The sequence below is a fragment of the Marinobacter sp. 1-4A genome (assembly GCF_016597725.1).
Lineage (GTDB): Bacteria > Pseudomonadota > Gammaproteobacteria > Pseudomonadales > Oleiphilaceae > Marinobacter.
This window is the reverse complement of sequence record NZ_VCGY01000003.1, coordinates 203,866-225,529: the sequence shown is the minus strand read 5'-3', so window position 1 is coordinate 225,529 and position 21,664 is coordinate 203,866. Positions and strand designations below refer to the sequence as shown.

18 protein-coding genes are annotated in these 21,664 nt (G+C 51.1%); 9 read left to right on the top strand and 9 right to left on the bottom strand.

Annotation, left to right across the window (positions count from 1 at the left end):
- Positions 1 to 3: 3 nt before the first annotated feature.
- The 3 genes from FE845_RS08095 to FE845_RS08085 all read right to left on the bottom strand — a co-directional run bounded on the left by FE845_RS08095 (position 4) and on the right by FE845_RS08085 (position 2,651).
- Positions 4 to 780 carry a MotA/TolQ/ExbB proton channel family protein gene (locus FE845_RS08095; RefSeq protein ID WP_200363282.1) on the bottom strand — a complete coding sequence of 259 codons (777 nt, stop codon included), beginning with the start codon at positions 778 to 780 and terminating at the stop codon, positions 4 to 6.
- A gap of 67 nt (positions 781 to 847) precedes the next feature.
- On the bottom strand, positions 848 to 1,267 hold the full coding sequence (locus FE845_RS08090; RefSeq protein ID WP_200363280.1) for a YkvA family protein: 420 nt from the start codon (positions 1,265 to 1,267) through the stop codon (positions 848 to 850).
- A gap of 49 nt (positions 1,268 to 1,316) precedes the next feature.
- Positions 1,317 to 2,651 (bottom strand): DASH family cryptochrome, encoded by a 1,335-nt coding sequence (locus FE845_RS08085; protein WP_265092008.1) that lies wholly within the window; start codon positions 2,649 to 2,651, stop codon positions 1,317 to 1,319.
- A gap of 192 nt (positions 2,652 to 2,843) precedes the next feature.
- Between FE845_RS08085 and FE845_RS08080 the strand changes: the two genes are divergently transcribed.
- From FE845_RS08080 to FE845_RS08040, 9 genes are all read left to right on the top strand, one after another.
- Entirely contained in the window at positions 2,844 to 3,956 is a 1,113-nt protein-coding gene (locus FE845_RS08080; RefSeq protein ID WP_200363276.1) for an S-(hydroxymethyl)glutathione dehydrogenase/class III alcohol dehydrogenase, read from the top strand.
- Positions 3,957 to 4,436: 480 nt separating this feature from the next.
- Entirely contained in the window at positions 4,437 to 4,820 is a 384-nt protein-coding gene (locus tag FE845_RS08075; RefSeq protein ID WP_200363274.1) for a hypothetical protein, read from the top strand.
- A complete protein-coding gene (locus FE845_RS08070) occupies positions 4,817 to 5,260 on the top strand; it encodes a hypothetical protein (protein ID WP_200363272.1) in 444 nt (147 codons plus the stop codon). Before FE845_RS08075 ends, FE845_RS08070 begins: the two co-directional genes overlap by 4 nt.
- Before the next feature lie 220 nt (positions 5,261 to 5,480).
- Positions 5,481 to 6,661, top strand: a protein-coding gene (locus FE845_RS08065) for an IS3 family transposase (protein ID WP_200363270.1) whose coding sequence is annotated in 2 segments (ribosomal slippage) — positions 5,481 to 5,777 and positions 5,780 to 6,661 — 1,179 coding nt in all. Because the reading frame shifts where the segments join, the coding sequence is not laid out codon by codon here.
- A 34-nt stretch (positions 6,662 to 6,695) separates the two neighbouring features.
- Complete coding sequence (locus FE845_RS18975) at positions 6,696 to 6,947, top strand: group II intron maturase-specific domain-containing protein (RefSeq protein ID WP_200363947.1); 252 nt, start codon at positions 6,696 to 6,698, stop codon at positions 6,945 to 6,947.
- 334 nt (positions 6,948 to 7,281) lie between these two features.
- Complete coding sequence (locus FE845_RS08055) at positions 7,282 to 9,849, top strand: hypothetical protein (RefSeq protein WP_200363268.1); 2,568 nt, start codon at positions 7,282 to 7,284, stop codon at positions 9,847 to 9,849.
- Positions 9,794 to 11,266: a hypothetical protein gene (locus FE845_RS08050; protein ID WP_200363266.1), complete on the top strand. Its 1,473-nt coding sequence runs from the start codon at positions 9,794 to 9,796 to the stop codon at positions 11,264 to 11,266. Before FE845_RS08055 ends, FE845_RS08050 begins: the two co-directional genes overlap by 56 nt.
- Positions 11,267 to 11,627: 361 nt before the next feature.
- Positions 11,628 to 11,831, top strand: coding sequence for a hypothetical protein (locus FE845_RS08045; protein WP_200363264.1), 204 nt, complete (start codon positions 11,628 to 11,630; stop codon positions 11,829 to 11,831).
- 177 nt (positions 11,832 to 12,008) lie between these two features.
- A complete protein-coding gene (locus FE845_RS08040; protein WP_200363262.1) occupies positions 12,009 to 12,227 on the top strand; it encodes a DUF6500 family protein in 219 nt (72 codons plus the stop codon).
- A 457-nt stretch (positions 12,228 to 12,684) separates the two neighbouring features.
- Here FE845_RS08040 and pelG read toward each other — a convergent pair whose 3' ends face one another.
- The 6 genes from pelG to FE845_RS08010 are packed head-to-tail and all read right to left on the bottom strand — an operon-like array spanning position 12,685 to position 21,662.
- Positions 12,685 to 14,061, bottom strand: a complete 1,377-nt coding sequence (gene pelG / locus FE845_RS08035; protein WP_200363260.1) for an exopolysaccharide Pel transporter PelG — start codon at positions 14,059 to 14,061, stop codon at positions 12,685 to 12,687.
- Positions 14,061 to 15,599 (bottom strand): GT4 family glycosyltransferase PelF, encoded by a 1,539-nt coding sequence (gene pelF, locus FE845_RS08030; RefSeq protein WP_200363258.1) that lies wholly within the window; start codon positions 15,597 to 15,599, stop codon positions 14,061 to 14,063. Before pelF ends, pelG begins: the two co-directional genes overlap by 1 nt.
- Positions 15,596 to 16,579, bottom strand: a complete 984-nt coding sequence (locus FE845_RS08025) for a polysaccharide biosynthesis protein (protein WP_200363255.1) — start codon at positions 16,577 to 16,579, stop codon at positions 15,596 to 15,598. The genes pelF and FE845_RS08025 overlap by 4 nt, the downstream gene beginning before the upstream one ends.
- Positions 16,576 to 17,913, bottom strand: a complete 1,338-nt coding sequence (locus tag FE845_RS08020; protein WP_200363253.1) for a PelD GGDEF domain-containing protein — start codon at positions 17,911 to 17,913, stop codon at positions 16,576 to 16,578. Before FE845_RS08020 ends, FE845_RS08025 begins: the two co-directional genes overlap by 4 nt.
- Positions 17,914 to 17,916: 3 nt before the next feature.
- Complete coding sequence (locus tag FE845_RS08015; protein ID WP_200363251.1) at positions 17,917 to 18,447, bottom strand: hypothetical protein; 531 nt, start codon at positions 18,445 to 18,447, stop codon at positions 17,917 to 17,919.
- Positions 18,448 to 18,461: 14 nt separating this feature from the next.
- Positions 18,462 to 21,662 carry a tetratricopeptide repeat protein gene (locus FE845_RS08010; protein WP_200363249.1) on the bottom strand — a complete coding sequence of 1,067 codons (3,201 nt, stop codon included), beginning with the start codon at positions 21,660 to 21,662 and terminating at the stop codon, positions 18,462 to 18,464.
- Positions 21,663 to 21,664 lie beyond the last annotated feature (2 nt).

Below are 21,664 nucleotides of genomic sequence, written 5' to 3'. Positions count from 1 at the left end.
CGCTTATCCGCTGGCGGCCTCCGCCTCGGGCGCTTTATCGCGCTTGTTCGGGGGCAAGTAGCTGGAAAGCATTTGTTCAATAACGCGCGGGTTTGTACCCTGTTGAATGGCCACCAGTGCATCGGTATAGAGCATCTGTAGGCGGGCTTCTTCGGTCATGCGCAGTGTAAGCTTATCAGCAATGGGGCCAGCCAGCATGGTGGCAATCATGGCGCCGTAAAGCGTGGTCAGCAGCGCAACCGCCATAGCAGGGCCTATGGATTTGGGGTCTTCCATATTCGAGAGCATTTGCACCAAGCCAATCAGGGTACCGATCATACCCATAGCCGGTGCTACATCGCCCATGGCAGTGAACACCTTGGCGCCGGAGCGGTTGTGCTCTAGCGTCATCAAACGTTCTTTGTCCAAAAGTTGCTTGATGGTATCGCCGGGCTGGCCATCCACCAGCATCTGAATACCTTTACCCAGAAACGGTGAGCTGAGCTCACGCCCTTCAAGGCCGAGAACGCCTTCTTTGCGGGCAACGTTGGCAACATCCACCAGTTCTTCAATACTGGTCTGTATCTCGGGAAGCTTAAACTTGAAGGCTCGGGCAGCGGCCTTGAAGGCACCAAGAAACTGGGGAATGCTGAATTTGGCGAGCACAACCAACAGGCTTCCACCAACAACGATTAGCAATGAGGCGCCGTTGAGAAAAACACCGGGGGCCGCACCAAGAACAACGGCAGTTACGATAAGTAAGATAGCGCCTAGAAGGCCAATCAGGGTGGCAAAATCCACATGCTCTCCGGGGAATTTAACGGTTTAAAATTGAAGGCGGTGAGGTTACCTGTAGTTCATTAATCGATCAATCCGATTGTGTGTGATGTCCGTGTTCTTCCTTATGCTCTTTCCAGGCTGCGTATTTGTGCAGATCCGACTCAACCAATTTTAAACATAGTGCAACAACGCCAACATCGTCCACAAATCCGATGCCAAAAATGAGGTCCGGAATAAAATCCAGCGGGTTCATGACGTAAAGCAGTGCCCCGGCCATAGCTGCAATACTCTTCCATGGCACGCTGCGGTAATTGCCATTCCAGTAATCCCGGATCATGGAAAACATCAGCTTGATATCGGCACTGAAGCGTTGCAGCTTGCCGCTGTTTTTGACTTTTTCCTCAATCGCCCTCTGCCGCTCAAGCAGGGCTTCCAAGTCAGCGCGGTTTACCTTCTCCGATTCAGCATCTAACTGTTTGCGTGCATCTTTCTGGCTGAACAAAGCCATGAACAAGAGTCCTCTGTTAGTTTATTGCCGGTAGCCGAACGTAATAATGTCATGAAATTGGCCAGTCCGCCGCATCTACGGTGTGCAGGCCAACGGGCTGCTTGGCCTGACCACGCCAATTAGTAACAAAGGTTCCGGCGGGGTCGTATTGCTGTGCCTGTTTTTCCAGATTAAACCGCCGCAGGCCTCGCGGGTCGGCACCCACACCTGCCAGATACTGCCAATTGCCATAGTTGCTTGCTACATCATAGTCGATTAACTGCTCTTCGAACCATGCAGCGCCGTAGCGCCAGTCCAGCTCCAGCTCGTTCACAAAGCAGCTGGCAACCAGCTGACGCCCCCGGTTACTCATATAGCCGGTTTCCCGGAGCTGGTTCATAGCGGCATTGACCAGTGGGTATTGGGTGTTGCCCTCACACCAAGCTTTGAAGCGGTGACCATAGAAGGTTACCGGCCGCCGTTTACGTTGCACGCCGTCACGGCGGAATAGATCAGCACCGTGCTTGAGGGCATACCAGTAGAAATACTCCCGCCATAACAACTCAAACCACAGCCAGTAGGTGGATTCGTTTTGGGTTTCTGTGCGCTCGTAGTGCGCAATGGCTTCTGCAACTTCCCTTGCTGAGAGTGAACCGTCGGCCAACCAGGGTGAGAACTTGGAGGAAGCGTCCCATTCACCAAATGCGTCGAGGGCGTTTCGCGTTTGCTTGTATTCACAGATGGCGTGGTTGCCGAACAGATACTCCTGTAATCTCGCCAGACCCGTCTGTTCTCCGCCGCTGAATGCACAGGGGTGTAAAGGGTCATCAACAGGTGGGCATTCTCCCCGGTTATCCTCGGGAAACCCCGGAGCCGGTGGCAGTGCGGTGAGGGTGCGAATTCTAAGTAGTGAAGGGCCGCGCTCTCCGGTTTGCTCAATCTGTTTGCGAAACTGGGAAAAGGTTTCTGGCAGTTCTTCCAAGCTCGTAGGAAGAGAGCCTTCGGTAAACAGGCTAAGCGTCTCGAATTCCTGAAAGGCTGTGTCTGGCAACTTGCTTTGCAGGGTTTGCCATTGGCCAGCTTCACGTGTTCCCGGTTGGCGTGAGCGGATAACGCAACTTATGCCATGGTTATGGACCAGTGCTGGAATCACTTCTTCAGGTTTGCCGTACGCAATGTGTAGCCGCTGCCCCAAAGCTCTTAGGCTACGCTCCAAAGCCATCAAACTTTGCCATAGAAAGCGCCAACGATGAGTGCCCATGGCTTTGGATTGCATGGGCCCGGGTGTGAACCAGCGCGGATCAACCGCGTACACACACAACAGCATATTGGCCTTTGAGGCTGCCAGCAGAGCTGCGTTATCGTGCAAGCGAAGGTCTCGGGTGAACCAATATAAAGTGCGCAAAGTAACAGCCCCGTGTTTCAAGTATTTACGAATGTCAATGTCAGTTTTACGCATCAGCTTGCCATAAGGATTGCCGGGGCTCAGTAGGTCAGCGAATTAGCCAGACGGGACACTAGTGGCTTTGTTCGATGGTACAGTAGCCTTTATAAGGCCGATGTCGGCTTTGCCAAACCGGATCAGAGGAGAATCAAGATGATTAAATCCCGTGCTGCTGTGGCCTTCGAGGCTAACAAACCGCTGGAAATCGTTGAGGTGGATGTGGCTCCACCCCAAAAGGGTGAGGTTCTGATTCGCATTGTGGCAACGGGTGTTTGCCATACCGATGCTTACACGTTGTCAGGTGCTGATCCCGAAGGCCTGTTCCCGACTATTTTGGGCCACGAAGGTGGTGGTATTGTGGAGGCTTTGGGTGAAGGCGTGACTGGTCTAGAGGTTGGTGACCATGTGATTCCGCTTTATACGGCGGAGTGCGGCGAGTGCAAGTTCTGCACCTCTGGCAAGACCAACCTGTGCGGCGCCGTGCGAGCAACGCAGGGCAAGGGCGTAATGCCCGATGGAACGTCTCGCTTCTCGTACAAAGGTGAGCCTTTGTACCACTACATGGGCTGCTCAACCTTCTCGGAATACACGGTATTACCGGAAGTGTCTCTGGCAAAAATCCCCAAGGAAGCCCCTTTGGATAAAGTGTGCTTGTTGGGTTGTGGCGTAACTACCGGCATTGGTGCGGTGTTGAATACTGCCAAGGTTGAAGAAGGCGCAACGGTTGCAATCTTTGGCTTGGGTGGTATCGGCTTGGCGGCGATCATTGGCGCCAAAATGGCAAAAACGAGCCGTATCATCGCCGTAGATATCAACCCCGGTAAGTTTGAGATTGCGCAACAGCTAGGCGCCACCGACGTGGTTAATCCAAAGGACTACGACAAACCCATTCAGGAAGTCATCGTCGATATGACAGACGGTGGCGTGGACTATTCTTTTGAGTGTGTTGGCAATGTTCAGCTTATGCGCTCGGCACTAGAGTGTTGCCACAAGGGCTGGGGTGAATCCATCATCATCGGCGTTGCCGGTGCGGGCGAAGAAATCAGCACTCGCCCGTTCCAACTGGTCACAGGCCGAGTATGGAAAGGCTCAGCGTTCGGTGGTGTAAAAGGTCGCACGGAGTTGCCGGGCTACGTGGAAAAAGCAGAGAAAGGTGAAATCCCACTGGATGTATTCATCACCCACGAAATGCCCTTGGAAGATATCAACAAGGCGTTTGAGTTGATGCATGAAGGTAAAAGCATTCGTACGGTCATTCACTTCTAAAACAAGTCCTGTTCCTTCGTACCAACATCCAACGTTGGTTGGCGAGTCGACATAGCGCCAAACCTGAGTAGCTGACATGGACCAGCTTCTCAGGTTTGCCTGCTTCGCTGCCTTTTAACTAGCCAGACGGGAGACTAGGGCCTTGTGGCCTATAACTGAGGATTAGCGGAGTTATACGAACGCATTCGTAAAACTCCCGAGTTCAACTGAGAAATGCCCGTAACTGCCTGATAGTTTGTGAAAGTAGGGGCTAGAATGGTGGAGTTATACGCCCATGAAGGGAGCAAGGGTGGCTCACTATAGGGCGCATAACTCCAGCGGTAGCTGTGGTGATGGAGCCTCAAGGTGCTGTTTTAATGGTGAAAGTTTTGTATTTTGGGCGCGATCCAGTAGAGTTTTACGAATGGGTGATATGCGAACGTGTTCGTATAATTAGCTGTTATATTGCAAGCCTATGATATATTAATAAGTGGACGGAAAATGAGAATAATACTAGTTTTTATAGCATCCATTATTTTTTCAGGATGTCAGTCAATGGTAGGGGCTGCTCAGCCTAAACAGCTAGAAATTTACAGCCAAGTATCCTGTACAGTAAAGAAAACAATGTTTGGTAGTTTTAATAAGCCTATCAAAATTGAAAAAGATTTTTCGAAGATAGAAGTCGATGGCGATTATATTCCCTGTACTAATATAAGAAAAAGTAGATGTTTGGCAACGAAGCAGATTCCTGATGGCTACAAATTCTATTCTATTAGTGCCTATACTTATGAATATCCCGGCTCTGGGTTTCTTGATTATGTAGAAATAATTAATGGAATGATTACTGATACAGACTATGTTTTAATGGAGTGCAACAGAACATGAAGTATTTAGTGTTTTTGGTATTAGCAAGCTTTACATTAAATGTAATTGCTTATGATTTCGAAGATGTTACTTGTTCTGTTGTTAAGGAAAAAACAGAATCAACTCCACGTGTTATAACTAAAATAAAAATTTCGAAATTAAAAAATATTGAATTAGATGAAGCAAGAAAATTAGGGGACTGGAGGCAAAAGTCAACTTCTACTGAGTTTGTTAATGTCGAAATACATTTAATAAACGGCATCATAAATAAAAGTTACTACCGGATAATTGATGGACAGCTTCACCAATCATTCCCGTCCGAAGATGGAGAGTATATATTTAGGCGAATAGTTCTGGACATGAATTCAAGCAATGGTAAATATGAAATGGTAAGCATCAGTGGGTCAAGCTTTCAGTCGTCTACCCTCAACAATATCCGCTGTGAAAAGAATTTATTTTAGAAAATTACTGGTATAACAATAATGATATAGAAAACAAATGGTAATTACCCAAGCTTCCATTTTGTCTTCAGCCTCACTCCAAAGTTGACCTAGATCGGAATGGTAAAATATTTATTTAATTTCGGTTAGTTTAAAACACATAACTAGGCGGTCAACCGGACACTGGACTTCCCCCAGTTTAGTGGACACGCATCGATAACTCCGCAGGAGGAGATAACCGATGCCGAAGATGATCACGGGGAAGAAAACCCAGCAGTACAGTGATGAGTTCAAAGTCAAAGCCGTAGAGTGGAGTCATCAGGCCCACCGCAGCGTCAAAAGCGTTGCCGAGGCTCTGGATATTCACCCCTTCATGCTGTCACGCTGGCGCAAAGAATACCGTGAAGGAAAATTTGCCATGAAACGGGTTAAGAAGGCGCCAGCAGAGGCCAAGAAAAAGATTCACGAGCAGGATGAGGTTGCTCGCCTGAAACGCCGGGTATCGGAGCTTCAGGAGGAGAATGACATTCTAAAAAAGTTTCGACGCTTTCAGGCAGAGGAACGGCGGAAGCGTTCCGGTTCGTCTGGAAGCACCGACGGAAACACAGCGTAAAAGCTTTGTGCCAGCACCTCAAGGTATCTCGATCCGGTTACTACGCTTGGGCCAGCAGGCGGCCCAGTCAGAGAGCCGCTGAGAATGCTGCTCTGCTGTTTAAGATTCGGCGCGTCTATAACGATAGCAAAGGGCGCTACGGCAGCCCTAGAGTCTGTCAGGCACTTCGTCGCAAAGGTGAAGTGGTTGGTGAGAATCGTGTGGCGCGGCTGATGCAGGAATGGGGCATGAGAGCGCGAGTGATGCGAGTGTATCGTCGAATGAACAAACGCCGAGACCTACTTAAAGCCCTTCCCAATCACCGCCTGAGCGTTGAAAAGCCTGTAGCGGTGAATCAGCAGTGGAGCAGCGATGTTACGTATATAAAGCTTGGTAGGAGGCATGTGTTTCTGGCGGTTGTTCTGGATCTATTCTCTCGTCGAATCGTCAGCTGGCGACTGGATGAAAACCTGAATGCGGCGCTGGCTAAAGGGGCGTTGAGAGAGGCGTTTGCAACAAGGCAGCCGGGCTCCGGACTGCTGTTCCATACGGATCGAGGCACTGAGTACCGCGCTCAAAAAACGCAGGCCTTCTTAAGTCAGAATGGCGTGCGTCACAGTATGAATCGACCGGGGCAATGCACGGACAATGCTGAGGTGGAATCCTTCTTCAAAACCTTGAAGGGAGAATTGCTGCATGCAACGAGCTTCGTCACGATGCGGCAATTACGAAAACATATAAAAGACTATATAGAAGGTTTTTATAACAGCCTACGACTGCACAGTAGCCTTGGTTACCGGACTCCGATAGAGTTCGAGGGAATTAACTGATGGGGCGTGTCCATTTTATTGGGGGAAGTCCAGTCTGGCAGATATATCGCGACTCCATAACCCGATTCTTCGGGGGTGGCTGGCGTACTATGGAAGGTTCTATCCTTCTGCCCTGTACCCGGTATTGCGACATTTCAATCAAACCTTAGTGGCTTGGGCGATGGCGAAGTTCAAGCGCCTGAAAGGACGGAAGATGCGTGCAAGCCAGCTTTTGAAGTCATTGGCTAAGACACGACCTTCCCTGTTTGTACACTGGCAGCGAGGCATGGTGGGTGACTTTGCTTGATGGGAGCGGTGTGAGTCGAGAGGCTCACGCACCGTTCTGAGAGGGGCCGAGGGTGCAATTCCTTTGGTCTACTCACCAAGGTTAGGAGACTTTCCCGACCCGAAATTGATCAATAAACGAACTAAAAATAGCGCTTATTCTTAAAATCTGGAGCACTCATCATCGAAAATACATCCAGATTTTACGTAGGAGCGCCGTCAACAAAAGGGGTGAGGGTTTTTCTACAGCCTCGTTACACGGTGGGTGTGGTAAATCCGATTTCGACCCAAAGCGGACATAATCGTATTAGTTAGAAATTATCGTACAAAAAACATGTAAGGAGAGATCTCCACAGATGGATGATTTTGAAGCCGACTATAAGAAAGCTATAGAAGCAGGTCAGCGCAATCTCCGAGCAAAAAAACTTCTAAGCAATTGGTGTTTTCATGCTGAGCTTGCTCGATCCCCAGGCAGGGGAATGATTGAAGCTGAAACAGGCCTCCCAATCGGGCATATGGGGGTACAGTGCAAGTTCTCCAAGAAAAACTCGATGATGTGTTGGCTTCTCGAAGATGGTGCATACGACTTCTACCAGAGTAACTGCAAAGATTGCAAAGAGAGGATTCCTGTCGGAGTCCCGAATATTATGGATTTTGTTGCACCAAGGGAAAAAGCTGCTGAACAAAGAAAAAAAGCCCGAGAAGAGGAAGAAAGCAAGAGGAAGCAAAGGCAAGCAGATAGGCAGAGCGAGCGAGCTGTGCTTCGTAGCCAGCTCTCCCTAGAAGAAACCTTTGTTCTTGATTTGCTGGACGAGCTTGATCAGGAAGATATTGCAACGGACGACCCTCGCCTGGAGCAGCTTGCAAACCTTGCTCCTGAGGCATTTACAAGAAAGGTAGTCGACCACCTTTTGCCTGCAGTATTGCACGAGCATGTGCCTTATTCGATGTCCGGAGCAAAGGCATTGCTCAACGCATCGTTGAAACCAGAGGAAAAACTATCAGTGGCATTACGCTTGGTGCGCAGTTATGCAAAATCACCGGATGCCATTGATGTGATTTTGTCTAATGCTGAAAAGCTTTCATGTAGTGAACTAACAAACGTTGCCCATCGGTTTGCATCGATGGCATTAGGTCCATCACCCGGGGCACATATCGGGGGAGTAAGAACAGTAAAAATTGATGCAGGCCCTATTCGCTCGCTCTACCAAAAAAGAAGGATAGATATTTCAGCCGAAGTCGATACTCTTTTACGTGATGCAAATGCTGGAAAGGTCTGCGCCGCGATAAAGATAATACTTGCCACCAATTGTGAGGCACAGTTTTCAACACATACTAGAAGCATCATCGCAAAGCTAATTCGTAGGCGTAGTCTATTTCCAGAAGAGCGACGTGATAGCGATTTACTCCACTACCTTCGGGAAGCGGCGTCAAAGTGCTTCGAGCATTATCCAGAAGAAACAGATGCGGTAATCCAATCATTTCTTGCAGGCTGTGACGATACAGGGAGAAAAGAGGCCCACAGGATCTATCAATCTGTACTGAAACACGAGTATCGAAAAAAAGCTCACATAGGATTGCCTCAAAAGATAGCCTTTAGAAGGTTACTTTGGGCAGCCGTAGAAAAGCCAGAGAATGGCATGGATGATGCCGGACAATTTTTCAGGCATTCTTGGGATGAATTTGCTGAACTCGCAGTTGAACATTTTGAAGATCTGGTCGGTGCAGCTGCAACTCTAAGCGAAAAATATGAGAAAGTAGGTACAGAGAGCACTCTGGAAGTGGTTGGAGATGTGTTCTCCGAGATGGACAAGAATAATAAGCTATCCGCCATTGACAGTTTACAAGAATCACTTATTGAGTGGGCTGCAATTGGCGCAAAATCAAACGGGATTAAGGGGATTGAAGAGTTTCTAGATTTTTATCGCCAGCTACCTAAAAATCAAACACAGATGCGTGGAAACATGATCACCCATGTTTCCAAATTATTGACCGGAGTTGACAGTTTGGCTCTAGTGTTGCCTGATTGGTACGGTGCGCTTATGGATGAAAGCACATTGGTGCGCGCCAGAGCTGTGAGGGCGTGGGAGGACGTGCCATATGATCTAGTAAATAATTTCCCTGGTCTGTTCTTTGAAGCATATTCCGTGCTAATAACCGACCCATATGTAATCGTTCATCGGTCGGCAGTTCGCGCTCTCAGGCGAAGATCATTTCCAGAGGAAATGAGAAGCCTTATAAAACAACCGTTATGGAACCTGATTGTTTACTACTCCCAAGAGAGTAAACGGGAAGACTTTGTTGTCGATTGCATTGATACTTTTACCTGCCTCTGCCTTTCACTTGAAGAAAGAAAAGCAAAGGTTGGGCAGCTACTTTCAAATATTTTACTCACTTTAGAAGGAAGTGCCCTATACCGTGCTGTTGATCAATTGCACTACGTCTTTAAAGAGGTTCCTGATTTCGTCAAGGTAGCAGTGAAATCAATTCAGGATGAATATACTCGCTCTATTTCTGTCGATGACTGTATGTCAGCAATTTTGAGTGCCCCACTCGAAGAGCTTCTAAACTGTACTGATGGGATCAGAAAGGCTTTTTTAGCTCTCAAACCATTTAGGCCTGAGGACTTTATAGAGGCGCTACTGTACGCTGCTGCTTTGACCAAAGCCGGAAAATATAAAGATGCAAGCGCTCTATTTAAAGAGCTTAAGGCGAGTATCCCCATAGAAGATCGATTTAAGCAGTGGCTACTTGAAGTCGCTATGGTAGAGGTGGCTGCGGAGATTGAGCACAAGATAGAAAATAGAGAGCTACTTGATGAGCTGCCTGAAAAATGGCGAAGTCTGCTTTCTGATTTGGAGAGAGAAAATGAAGAACGAGCCAAACTTCGAAACTTTCCACCAAGCTTTTTCTTCGAGGATTGAAATTAATGCCGCACTTGACGGAGCTTTGGATGCTTCAGTGCAGAATTTTGAGCGATTAAAAAAAGCTTGTTTGGAGCTTGAAACAACAATCTCCATAGTGGATAAGGGTGATGTTGAGGATCAGTATCGAGCTTATCACGCCGCCATAACCATTTTTGCAATCTTGGCTGAGTGGAAACACGCTATAAGGAATGCAGAGCAAGATGCTCAACGTTTTTTAAATTCAGCGAAGTTAAAGGCGTCAGAGGCAAAAAAATCCTCTGCGTTCTCTGCGGATGAACGGCTAAGAGTTTTTCTAGATCAAGTGGCCGGTGTCAAGAGCGTAAACGAATTAGACGTTATTCAGGATCATTTGAAACAGTGGTCGTTGCCTCTACTCCTATTTGCTAATCTTCCACTTAAAGGTTTCGGAGATGGCCGTATTCCCGTCTGGAATAGAAATTCGGAAGAGCCGGAGAAGCTCGAAACAACAGTGGCATTCTTAAAATTTGACATTGATGGAGAGCCAGCTCAGCAATGGAATTACCTTAAACCAGGCACATCTTACGATCTTACGATAGAAGTCAGGGTTTCACATTGGCCCAAAGGTGCAAGCTCCCTCTCGTTGAAACCCGTAACTGTCGACATTCGTGAGAAGGATTGGTTGCCAAGTTTCACCTTCGAGAAGCCGGAGGGAGACGGCCCATTCATTCTGACTGGTACTGGTAGGGCTGTTCTAGAGATCGCGCACTCATTCGGATCAAGGCCTTACGAGTTTCTCTACGCAGCCGAGTTTGATGACACAACTCATTGCCGAGATGTTGCTATTGTTGGGCATCGCCGCCTGTTGCTAGAAGGAAGTGACGTCAATGCAAATCCGTTGACTGGATTTTCAAATGTAGATCGCCATCTCCTAAGTATTCGCGATAAATTGCGCACTTTTCCGGGGTTACACACAGACGATCTTGCCAACACGATGATATTGCTTTCAGGTTTGGGTAACATCGCTGCTCAGGCCTTGAGAGATGGGCTTTTTGAAGCGGGTACGTCTGAAGCAATTTACCAGAATGAAGCCACCAAGATGCTTCGAAATAGAAGTGATATCGGGGAACACTTACAAGGTCATCCGGCAGCTGCTGGCGGAATCACCGATCTTACGTTCAGGGATATACCGCTTGAGTTAAAAGTCGAGAACGAAAAAGCTCTATTTCCTAAAGATTTTAAGAAATACTTCAAACAGACCGCTGCTTATGCAATAGGGCTTGGCAAGCGACTAGGAGTGTTGTCTGTCCTTGAGTCATCACCAAAAAATGAGCCCATTGGTATTGTTGAAGACGATATTGAAGTCTTTATGCATTCGAGTGGCCAGTCTCAAGTTATCATTGTTGTTGCAATTATACGTGGAGGATTTCCTAAGCCTAGTACCTATTCAAGATAGCTCCGCTAATGGCCGAATTTCGAAATAGCGAAGTTGATGTAGGTAACGTATAACAAGTGACTATGGTGCTCAATACCATGGTTAAAAACCAAGAACCGCGGCGGGAAAGGGTGACGTAATTTTGGGAGTTGACAACACAGTCAATTGTTAGCAAGCGCCACTGATCAACCATGGAGACTCTCATGAAAGGCAAATGTTTGTGTGGTTCTATTGAAGTTGTCTCTGAAAGCGAGACTGAGGTGGGGCTTTGCCACTGTTCTACGTGCAGACGCTGGTCTGGCGGCCCAATGTTTGCTGTCCACTGTGGCTCGAATGTAGAGTTTAAAGGATGAGTGCTATGCCCTAAAGGAGAGAGTGAATAATGAAGAACATCTGGGTTATATTTTTAGTCTGCATTTTGACCTCTGGATGTAGTAGCAAAGCTGTATACGACAACATCCAACGCAACAATCGCCAAGCATGCAACGATGTTCCGCCTGCTCAATATGAGGAATGCATGGAGCGCTCCAACAAGTCCTACAAAGATTATGAGAGAGAGCGTAAAGCCGTGGTTGGAGAAGATTGACCGGCTTACCCTTGGTTTTTATTCCGTTCAGGTAGTCGTGTCAGCGAATTTCGCCTGACGGCCATGTCTATGGGCCTTTTTAGCGTTTACTGAGGTAGGAAAAATGGCAGCTCTGCAGAGGTGGAGGCCCTGCAGAAAGGGCCGTTGAGGCAACCAACACAACAAAGGACTACTACTGTGAGGAAAGAGCTCAGAGAAAAGATTATCGAAGTATGTGATCTAAAAATAGAGAAAAAGGGTCCGACAGTGGGATTGTCGTTTTACGCGTTCTTCAAAAATAAAAATGATCAGCCAGAGGTTCTCATGGAAGCGGCTCGGTGGTGGATAGAAACTCACAGATTGGATCATTTCGAAAAAGCGGTAAAGATCAAAGATATGGTTCTGGCGGGTGCTTAGTCTTGCCTTCAGATCACATAGTAAACGGCTGTTGTCGCTCGGCTGGGTGCGTTGGTAGCGCTCAGCAGATACTTACACCATATTAAGGATGAAGTGAGAAAGATATGCGATACGGAGCTCTTATTGTTGCGATTTTGTTTGGCATTTCGGGATGTAGCTCATTGGGCACCGATCATGGAAATTACGCTCTGGAGATAGTTTCTCTCTCTCAAGAAGGAAAAACGCGACACGTAAAGTTCAATATACGTACTGGCGAAACTTGGTGGGCATCGAACACAGAGTGGAGGAAGATAAAAGACCCAAGCCCAATTCCTGAATCACTCTACGATGTCAAAATAGTCTCCACTGGTGAAAGCTGGAGAGCTATTCGTATCGACAGAAATTCTGGTACTTCTTGGAAAAACAGCCGGGGAACATGGGTTAAGTTTGCTCAAATACAGTAAGCAGATGTTATCCGCTATCGCCCCTGAAGCATAAAGGTTTCGTACTCCAGACGGTCGAACTTCCGCGACAGCATGGCCAGCCCGATTACCGAAGATAAGAGCGTAGCGCCCGCGTATCCGTAGCCGTAAAAGCTGGCGCCCAGCTCAATGGTGAGAAACGTAAGCACAATGTTGCTGGCAAAAAAAATCACACATAAAGACACGTTGATGTTTCTGGCGTCCAGATAAAACAAGACGTTCTGAATGGCGAGCAGAATCAGCTGCATGCTTACAGACACCAAATCGATATAGAACAGGGGCAAGTAGAGCGTGGATATCCCGATGGCGGATAGCAGTTCATCTGCCCACAGGAACAGAATAATGACGGTAAAGCTCTGAACCTTGCAGATCTCGTAAATGCCGTTGCGTGCAACACGCACCATTTCATCCCGAAAGCTGTTTATCCGAGCCAGAGTGTCGCCTTGGCGTACAGCGCTATAAAAGCGATCGTAGGCTTCGGAAAAGTCTGTTTCCATGCGTACTAGAAACACCGCCATACCGGGGATGATGGCCAGATAGGCGAGGAAAATCGGCAGGTCATAAATCACCGATGCTCTGAGTGTTCCGATGACGTGTTGGGAGGTGTCAGGGTGAAACCAGAAGATAAACTTATCGGCCCAAACGGCGGCGTTGAACAACAGGCCAGTGGCGATCAGCGCGGGGAAAATCTGTGCCCGGCGGGTAAAGTCGAAGCCCATGGGGGCGTCACTCGGGTACTGCCGGATGATGGTGAATAGAAAACTGAACAACAGCAGGCCATGGCCCATCAGCAGGCCGCCCATCAGACCTTCCAAGCCATACTTGGCTAACAGTATTGACGCGGCAATGGCGGTGAAGTAGCTCACTGCAAACAACGCCACAATCAAGGTGTAGGACTTCATGCCTGAAAGAAAGATGGTTACTGGCCAGAGATTACACAGCACTACAAAATTGGCCAACATCAGAAGCTTGTAGACTACGGAAGTGCCGGGCAGCAGAAACAGCGCTGCCGGTAGGCCGCAGGCCAGCGCCAGTAGGGTGGAAAACCAGAGCACGCCCATCAGGTTGGGCAGAATCAGCAGCTTGCGTTTTTCATAGAGCCGGTCTGCAACCCAGCGCGTAAACACGTGTTGAAACAGCCCCGACAGCGTTAGGGAAATGGCCATCAAATAGGTCACGGAAACCAGAAACTGAATGATCTCTCGTTCGGGAACCGACAGGTTGATACTGATAATACCAATCAGCATGACCCCGAGTACCGACAGCACCCAGGGCCCGGAGCTGATGATGCTGGCGAGGCCGTAGGCGCCGATCAGGCTGCTCAGGTTGTCGCGTTTGAGGATGCGCCTGAGTTCAAATCCAATGCCTGCCATTAGTCTTTCTGGCTCCCGCTGGCTATGGCTGTGTCGTAAATGTTGTGATAGGAATCAAACATGGCGTCCAGAGTGTAGTAGCGTTTCACCCGCGCCAGCCCCGCCTCACTTGCTTGCTGCCAGCGCTTCTCGTCCAGTAACAGCCGGATAGCTTCTCTCGCGGACGCTTCCGGGTCGGCAATGGGAACCACTGCACCACTGCGGCCCAGGCTTTGATCTTCCGGGGTGCCGCCCTCAATAAGCTCGCGACAGGCGCCAACGTCTGTGGCCAAACACGGCAGCCCTGCGGCATGGGCTTCCAGAATAACCAGCGGTAAAGCTTCGGAGATTGACGTTAGCACCATCAACCCAAGTTGCGGCAGTATGTCTTTTACGTTGCAGAACCCCAAAAACTTCACGCAGTCCTGCAAGCCCAGACTGCTGACGAGCTCTTTGCACTCGGTTACATAAGCCGGGTCTTCGTCCTCCGGGCCGACAATCCAGCCTTCGACATTCGGAACCACCTCGTACACCGAGCGCATGGCCCTGATGAAGGTTTTTATGTCTTTAATCGGCACTACCCTGCCCACAAGACCCATTACCATGGGTACAGTCGCAGGCCTCGCGGCGAGTGCGCCTTCGAACTGCTCCGGGCTGATGCCGTTCGGGATAATGTGGGTTCGTTCCGGGGCGGCGCCGTCCGCCAGTTGCCGTTGCTGATTACCTAGGTAGAGGGAAATGATGGGGTCTGCCTGCTGGTAGGTTAGCCTGCCCATGGTCTCGAAAAAACGAATCCACAACTGCCGGATGTAACCAAGTTGGTCGTTGAGGTTGGCGCTTACCTGATCACTGGCTTCTCGTATCCATTCAGCCTGAGATAGATCGATCTTACGCTCTTTCGTGTATATGCCATGTTCGGTCAGGATAAAAGGCACATCGCGCAAATCCCTTAGCATGGCGCCCAAAAGCCCGGCATAGCCTGTAGAGATGGAGTGTACTGCCCGGGTCTCCGGAATGTTTTGCGCTATGTCTGCAAGCATGAACAGGGGCGCGTGCATGATCCGTATGGTCCAGAAGTAGTCCACGAAGGACGGCTCGGTGCAGTACTTGCGGTAGCTCTCGTCAATCATCTGCCAACTTTCTTCGCTGTACAGAAAGTCTTCTTTGCTGATACCGCCTTTGCGCCCGAGGTCCCGTAGTGCTTGGCTGAGCACGCCTTCGGGCACAGGTTTATTGCTGCGGAACCGGTCATGCAAGGTGCGCTGGGTCTCGAAGGCTGGGCGACTACCCTTGCTGGGCCTTGGTTTGGTGTCTTCAAGGTTATCCATCAGGTAATGGCATTCAAGGTGCACAACATTGTCCGGCAAGGTGTATTGTTGCTTGCCGTAGTGGCTGCGATCGCCACCCAGAAATATCAGTGAAAAACGGAACTGGGGCAGACCGGTGATAATTTGGTGCACCCAGGATGAAACACCTCCGCGGATAAACGGATAGGTGCCTTCCAACAGCAGGGTGATATCGGCTATGGGGGCTTTTTGTTTGGGCGTGCGGCGGATCATAGCCAGCCCTCCATCAGGCTTTTGACCACAGGCGCGGGCCTAAATCGCGAACAGTTGGCGAGGTGAAAGCGCACTTTGCGGTAGTCCCTTGCGAGAAAAGCAATCTCTGCCTGATAGGGGAAAATTAATTCAGGCGGTGCGCCGTTTGCAAGCGCCGCTTCAAAAGCACGGCTGGCGGCTGTGGTGTGGTTCAGTGCCAGCTCTACCCGGCCCAAAAGCCGCCAGTCGTTGTGCTGGGATGTTGCGCCAGTTAGCTCCGCCAAAATGGTTCTGGCGTTTTCCAGATAGTATTGCCGCAGACCGCCCTGTGCCAGACCAAGGTAGGCCATTTCCCACCAAGTGTGGGCCAGCCTACGCTTCAGCCGGTTTCGATCAGGATGTTGCCGTTGCTCTAGAAGTTTTTGCAGGCTTTGGGCACGGGATGCCAAACGCTTCTCCTGCTGTTCCAGCATGGAGTAGGCCAGTAATCGCACGTCGTCGGATGGGTCTTTGAGCGCTTCTTGAAGAATGCTGATGGCTTCGCGGTCGGTTAGCTGTCGGGAGGCCAGTAGCGCTTTCAGGCGCCGTTCCGGAGCATGGGCTTCTCGGAGCACCTCGCGCAAGCCGCCTTCGCTGAAGGTCATTTGCTGGCTCATGTCCACCGGGCTGAAAGGCAAATCGGGTATGGCCGTTTCCTGCCAAGGGATGTTGTGCTCCGAGCGGGGCAAGTGCAGTGGCAGCAGCATACCGGCAAACACTCCGATGCTCCCGATCACCGGGATAGCAAACTGCAGAGTAAACAAAAGCAGGCCAGCCTGAAACCCCTTGCGGCGGTAGCTGGCAGGCAGCAGTGGCAGGCTCATAAGCGTGAACACCAAGCAAGCCAGTGCATGAATCGAGAGAAATGTCAGAAACGCAATGGCAGGCGGCAGGTCTGCAAAAAGGGATGCGATGCTGCCTGCTTCGAGTGACAGGCCCAGTGAAATCAACCAGGCGTTCATGCAGACTCCTTCCGGATTCTTTCAAGCCACTGGGTGATGTCGGTTGTGCCGCTGATTGGCTGTTGCCGGATGCGTGTCAAAGCTTCCAGCGATTGCCCGGTTTGTTGACGGATGTCGTCTGCCAACCTTTGCAAATAGGCTGCGCAGCCCAGTTCGTCTGTAAGTGGCATCAATATGGCCACTTGTGTCTCTGAAGTTTCAGGTGGGCAGGCTATAACATCGAGCCCCCGGCGCATCTTTTGCATCCGCTCGATAACCCGGGTGGCATCAGTCGCGTCTTTAAAGGAAAGGTGCACAAGGGAACCGGGAAGTTCGTGGTTCTGGGCATCAGACATAACCCGCGCCAATTGGAATTTGAACTGGCGCCATTCCGACGCGGATTGTTCCTGTATTTTCGTTTGCTCCTGAATCATATCTGCCATGTGCCCCGCCAAAATTGCCAATAAGCGCAGGGTTTTGGGCTGAAAGCTGAAAAAGGGCATGGCTTCCACGGCAATCATACCGATCATGACGCCGGTGGAATCAATGAGTGGCAGTGCTAGCAAAAGTTTGGTTTTCAGTTCGTCCCGGTTGTCGCGATATTCCGTGTGCACTGAAACCAGTGTTTGCTCTTGCAGGGCATGAGTTAGCAAGGGATCGTCGGTTTCTATGGATTGAAAGTTGCCGATGCTGGTCAACGGTGTATCCGACAGTTGATCCTCTTCAACCGCGTAAATGGCAGCAATCTGTAATTGGCCGTAGCGCACCATTAGGCGCATGATCAGCTCGCCGGTTTCCCGGTTGAGTCCTTGGCCTTGGGCGTGGGATATCTCGCTGTACAGGCGCCTTAGGGCTTCGCGCAGGCTGCTGGAGCTACCCGCCAGTTGTTGCTCCAGGCGATCGTGGGACACTTTCAGTAGATAGAAATTACGCGTGAACTCTTCCAGCCGCGTATGTCGGTACTGGTTGGCAGCTACCAGCTTTTCGATGCGCCGATCCCAATAATCGCGAAATTCCCCCGCAAGTAGGCCGATCGCCATCACGCCCAAGCCCCACACGTAAGGCAACTGATCCCCGGGCAACAGCTCTGCCCGCAAAAGCAGGCCCGCCGTTACGAGAATGACTGTGGAAGAGACAAGCGCCATGAAAAAACCGTATCTCAAGCCTGCGAGCAGGGTTACCAAAGCTGGCCATGGAAATATGTCACTGATAAACAGGGGGTCGTCCGGGCGATTCCAGAAACCCAAAGCGATAAACAGCGCCGTTATGGCGATGGTTTCAAACCACTTCAGCCAAATGGGTGACTGCTTGCTGGCCAGAGCCGGATCACTGTAAACGTCGGGTGTTTTCATCATGCCTTAGCGTGCGGAGTTGGTTACAGGCAGTGCGTCCAGCAGATCATCCAAGACCTTGTGCCCGGCAACGGTAACGCCTTCACGGCCCCAGCCGGTGCGGGCGCCTGTGGCAGACCAAAGCACCGAGTTGTCATCGGCGTTGCGGAACTCCAGAGTGATTCCGACAGCCGGTTCACCGTCTAACCCGGATTTGTAACGCCATTCGTCAACAGTGCCCGAAACGATAATGTCGGCGCCGTCTGACTGCGCGGCGGCGATGGCGTCTTGTTGCCTGGCCCGGTTGTCGTAGATCAGCGGGTTGTCATCGGCGGGCAGGTAAAGCTCCACCTCGGCCGCACCTTTCGCCCGCAGCAGTGCACTCAGGATGCTGGCGGCTTGGTCGCCAGCCTGCGGTGTTTGCGACAGGTTGCCCAGCGGGATAACCGCAAACCGGCTGTTCAAGTCTACAGGCTCGGACGCTTGCTGGCTTTGCATGACGGAACAACCGGCCAGAAAGGCCAGTGTCAGCACCAGTGTCATGGATCGGATGAGCATGATGAAAACTCCTGTTAATGGCCCAAATAAAGGGTATACGTTAATTTGGCATCTGCACGGGACTGACCGTCCAGACTGTCGGTGCTATAGCCAGCCGAAAACGCCAGCTCATCATCACCCGCAATACGCCAGCCGAGGCCCATGCGGGCGCCAAAGTCGAAGCTTGAGGTGGATAATACATAACCGCTGTCCAGTGCGAAAAACAATCGTGGCGATGGAGCGGTTCGGTTCAGGGCTTGAGGCTCCCCGTGGGACCACTGGGATGTGAGTCCGATGCGCCGATAGTCATCGGTTAACAGTCCGTCGGGTGCTAAAGGTACGGTCAGTTTGGCAAGGGTGCTGGCGCTTAGGCTGTTGCTCAAATTCAGCTGGCGGCTTTGATACCCCAGTGAAACCCGCCAAGCCGGGTCGTTCCGGAACAGGCTGTAAGTAGCGAGCAGGTCGGTGTTGTAGCCGCTGCCAATCTCGCCGCCGAGGGCTTCGTCTACTGAGATATAGTCAACATCACCGGTAACCTCCAGCCTTGGCCAAGGAGCGTAACTGCCAGAAACAGAGGCCCGGTTGGCAGACGTTAACCACCAGGCTTCCGCACTGTTGGTTACCCGTTCGTTGAACGCCAAGTCAGCGCCCAGAGTAAAGCGGTCCGAGGGTTGTGTTGTAAGCTCAAAAGCGGCCGACAGTTGGTCGCCACTGGCAAGGCGGTAGGTGCTAAGTTCGGTGCTCAGTAGAAGGTTCTGGTTGTTGGTCTGCCACTGCAGGCGACCGCTCTCTGACGGTTCGGGGCGCGCTAGTAGCAAGCCTTGGTTTTGGGCGCTGGTATGCTCTGCGGAAAAGAGCCAGCGGTAGCGGTCGTGGCTGAATTGTCCGGTCAGCCCGGCTGTGTGTAGTGAAAAACCGCCAAGATCGAGTATCTGTGCGCTTGCTTGCAGTGCCCGGTTGTCAAATCGGTAAAGGGGCTCTACGGGTTCTTGTATCGGGTCGCTCAGAACACTGTATAGCTGGGTAATGACCTCCGGGTCTGGCTTCTCCAGCTTTCGGGTGATGAGGACTGCATACTGCCGCAGAGCCTCTGCCTCGGCTTCAGACCGCGCGCCATTGTTGCGGGCGTAGTCAGACAACGATAGCAGTTGCGAGGGGTCGCCGCTGAGCTCTCTGCGGGCCTGTGCTAGCCAGGCCTCGGCCAATTCCGGTTCACTCAGTGCAAGGTGCCCATAGATTTGCAGCGGATAGGTGTCTGCGGAGTGGTAGTCGGCCAGTGTGGCTAGAATCTGCGGTAGTTGGCCGGGCAGCAGGCTGGGTTGGCTCAGTAAAAACCAACCCCAGTTGACCAGCATGTTGCCGTTATCCGGTGCCAGCGTGGCGGCTGCCAGAAACGCTTTTTGAGCGGCCCCGGGCTTGTTGTGGGCTTGGTGCAATCTTGCCGTCAGTATCCAAAATCGGGGATCGTTCGAGGCTTGAGAAAATGTACTCTCCCACTGCGCGAGCGATTCAGCCAGCTCGTCCCACAGGTTCAGAGAATTCTGCAGCTCTGCCATGGTGATGAGGTAGCGCAACTCTCCGGTCTCGCGATATTGCTGGCGGCTCAAAGCAAGGGTTTCGTGGGGCGAACCAAATTGCCAAGAGAGTGTGATTATGCGGTCTCTGAGTTCTTCGGGTATCTCAGCAACAGGCTGCTTGGCGCTGCGCTCATAGAATTGTTTGAGTAGATCTTTGCGGTTTAGCATGGTGGCGAGGTCCAAACGCATGGCCTCGGCTTCCTGAGCCAGCTCCGGATTTTGTGGTATAAATCCCAGCGCAGCCAGTGCTGATTCCGGATCCCGTGTGCGCCAATGCAGATTGGCGAGTCGCACTTTTTCTTCATCTGTCAGTGAGGGTGCTGCCTGCAGCAAGCTGATCGCGTCTTTGAAACGGCGGCTGTTCACAAGCAATACAAATCGGCGCTGTCGCAAGGCAGCGTTTTCGGGAAAACGGGCGATTCCTTGTGCCAAATACTGATCGGCAGCGCTCATTTCACCGGTACTGATGAGCGCGTCGGTAAGCTGGTTATAGCCTTCCGGGTTCAGTTGCTTGCGGGCGGCGCGCACCTTGAGCAGCTCGACGAGCGTTGGCCAACGGAACAGGCCGCTAGCCAAGCTGGTGGCCCGCTCATAGGCAATTGAAGACGTGTCTCCCGGAGCCTGGCTAAGAAACAGTTCGCGCCAATAACCCAGAGCTTCCGAGGGCATGCTGTTCCATTCGTATACCCGGGCAATACGCTCCATATCGCTTCTGGCCAATGTACGGCCGCTGCTTTCCATGCGTTTGATGGTGGTCAGGGCCTCGCGGATGTCGCCCTGGCTTAACTGCAACATTAGGAATCGACGCTGTACATCCATGTCGCCGGGTTCTTTCTGCGCCAGCAAAGCAAGCCAGTGCCCACTTACTTCCGGCTCACCCGCAAGATCGGCAAGGCGTATGCCTTCGCGCAGCTGTTGCGGGCTCAGTCTGGTGCTTTCGTGAGCTTCTTGAAACAGTTCCAGTGCTTTGCCTGCGTTTCCTGTGGCCAGCTCCAGCCGAATCAGGTTGCGAATAAATGCGCTTTCTTCGTCGCTTGGAACCAGCGGTAATATGGTTTCAAGGGTGTCTTTCGCGCTGTTCGGGTTGCCGGTGGCTTCCTGCAGGTTCGCAAGATCCTGTCCCAGCCGGAATCGGGCAGTGCCGCTAGCCTGTTCAAAGAGTTGCTGACGCACAGCCAACTGTTCCTCAACGGAAAGCAGTGGCAGAACGTCGGCGGCAAGCGCCCGCTTCTCGGCAATCGAGTAGTCCTGATTAAAGGCTTGCTCAAGTGTAGACGCAAGCTGGCCCCGAAGCTGCGATCGGCCCGCATCGGTCTCGGCGCGGAAAAACTCACCCCGGAGAAGCTCCGTTTGGGTGGACATAGCTTGGAGCGGAATCTGGGCGTTATCGAGCAAAGGTGCCAGTGTGTTCCTGGCTTTGGCGGGTTGACCGGCTTTCTGCTGCATTCTGCTGAGGTTGAGGCGCAGTTTTTGGTTGCCTGCATCGGATCTCAGTAGCGTTTCAAGATAAGCCAGAGAAATGCTGTCGGGGGCCTCAAGGTAGCGGGGGTCCTCGAAAACAGCCTGCCGCGGAAATAACAGGTATAAGGCCACCAAAAGCAGGCCAGCCAGAGCCAGCAAAGCTGGAAGGCTAAAAAAGGCAGGCTTGCGGTGGCGCATGA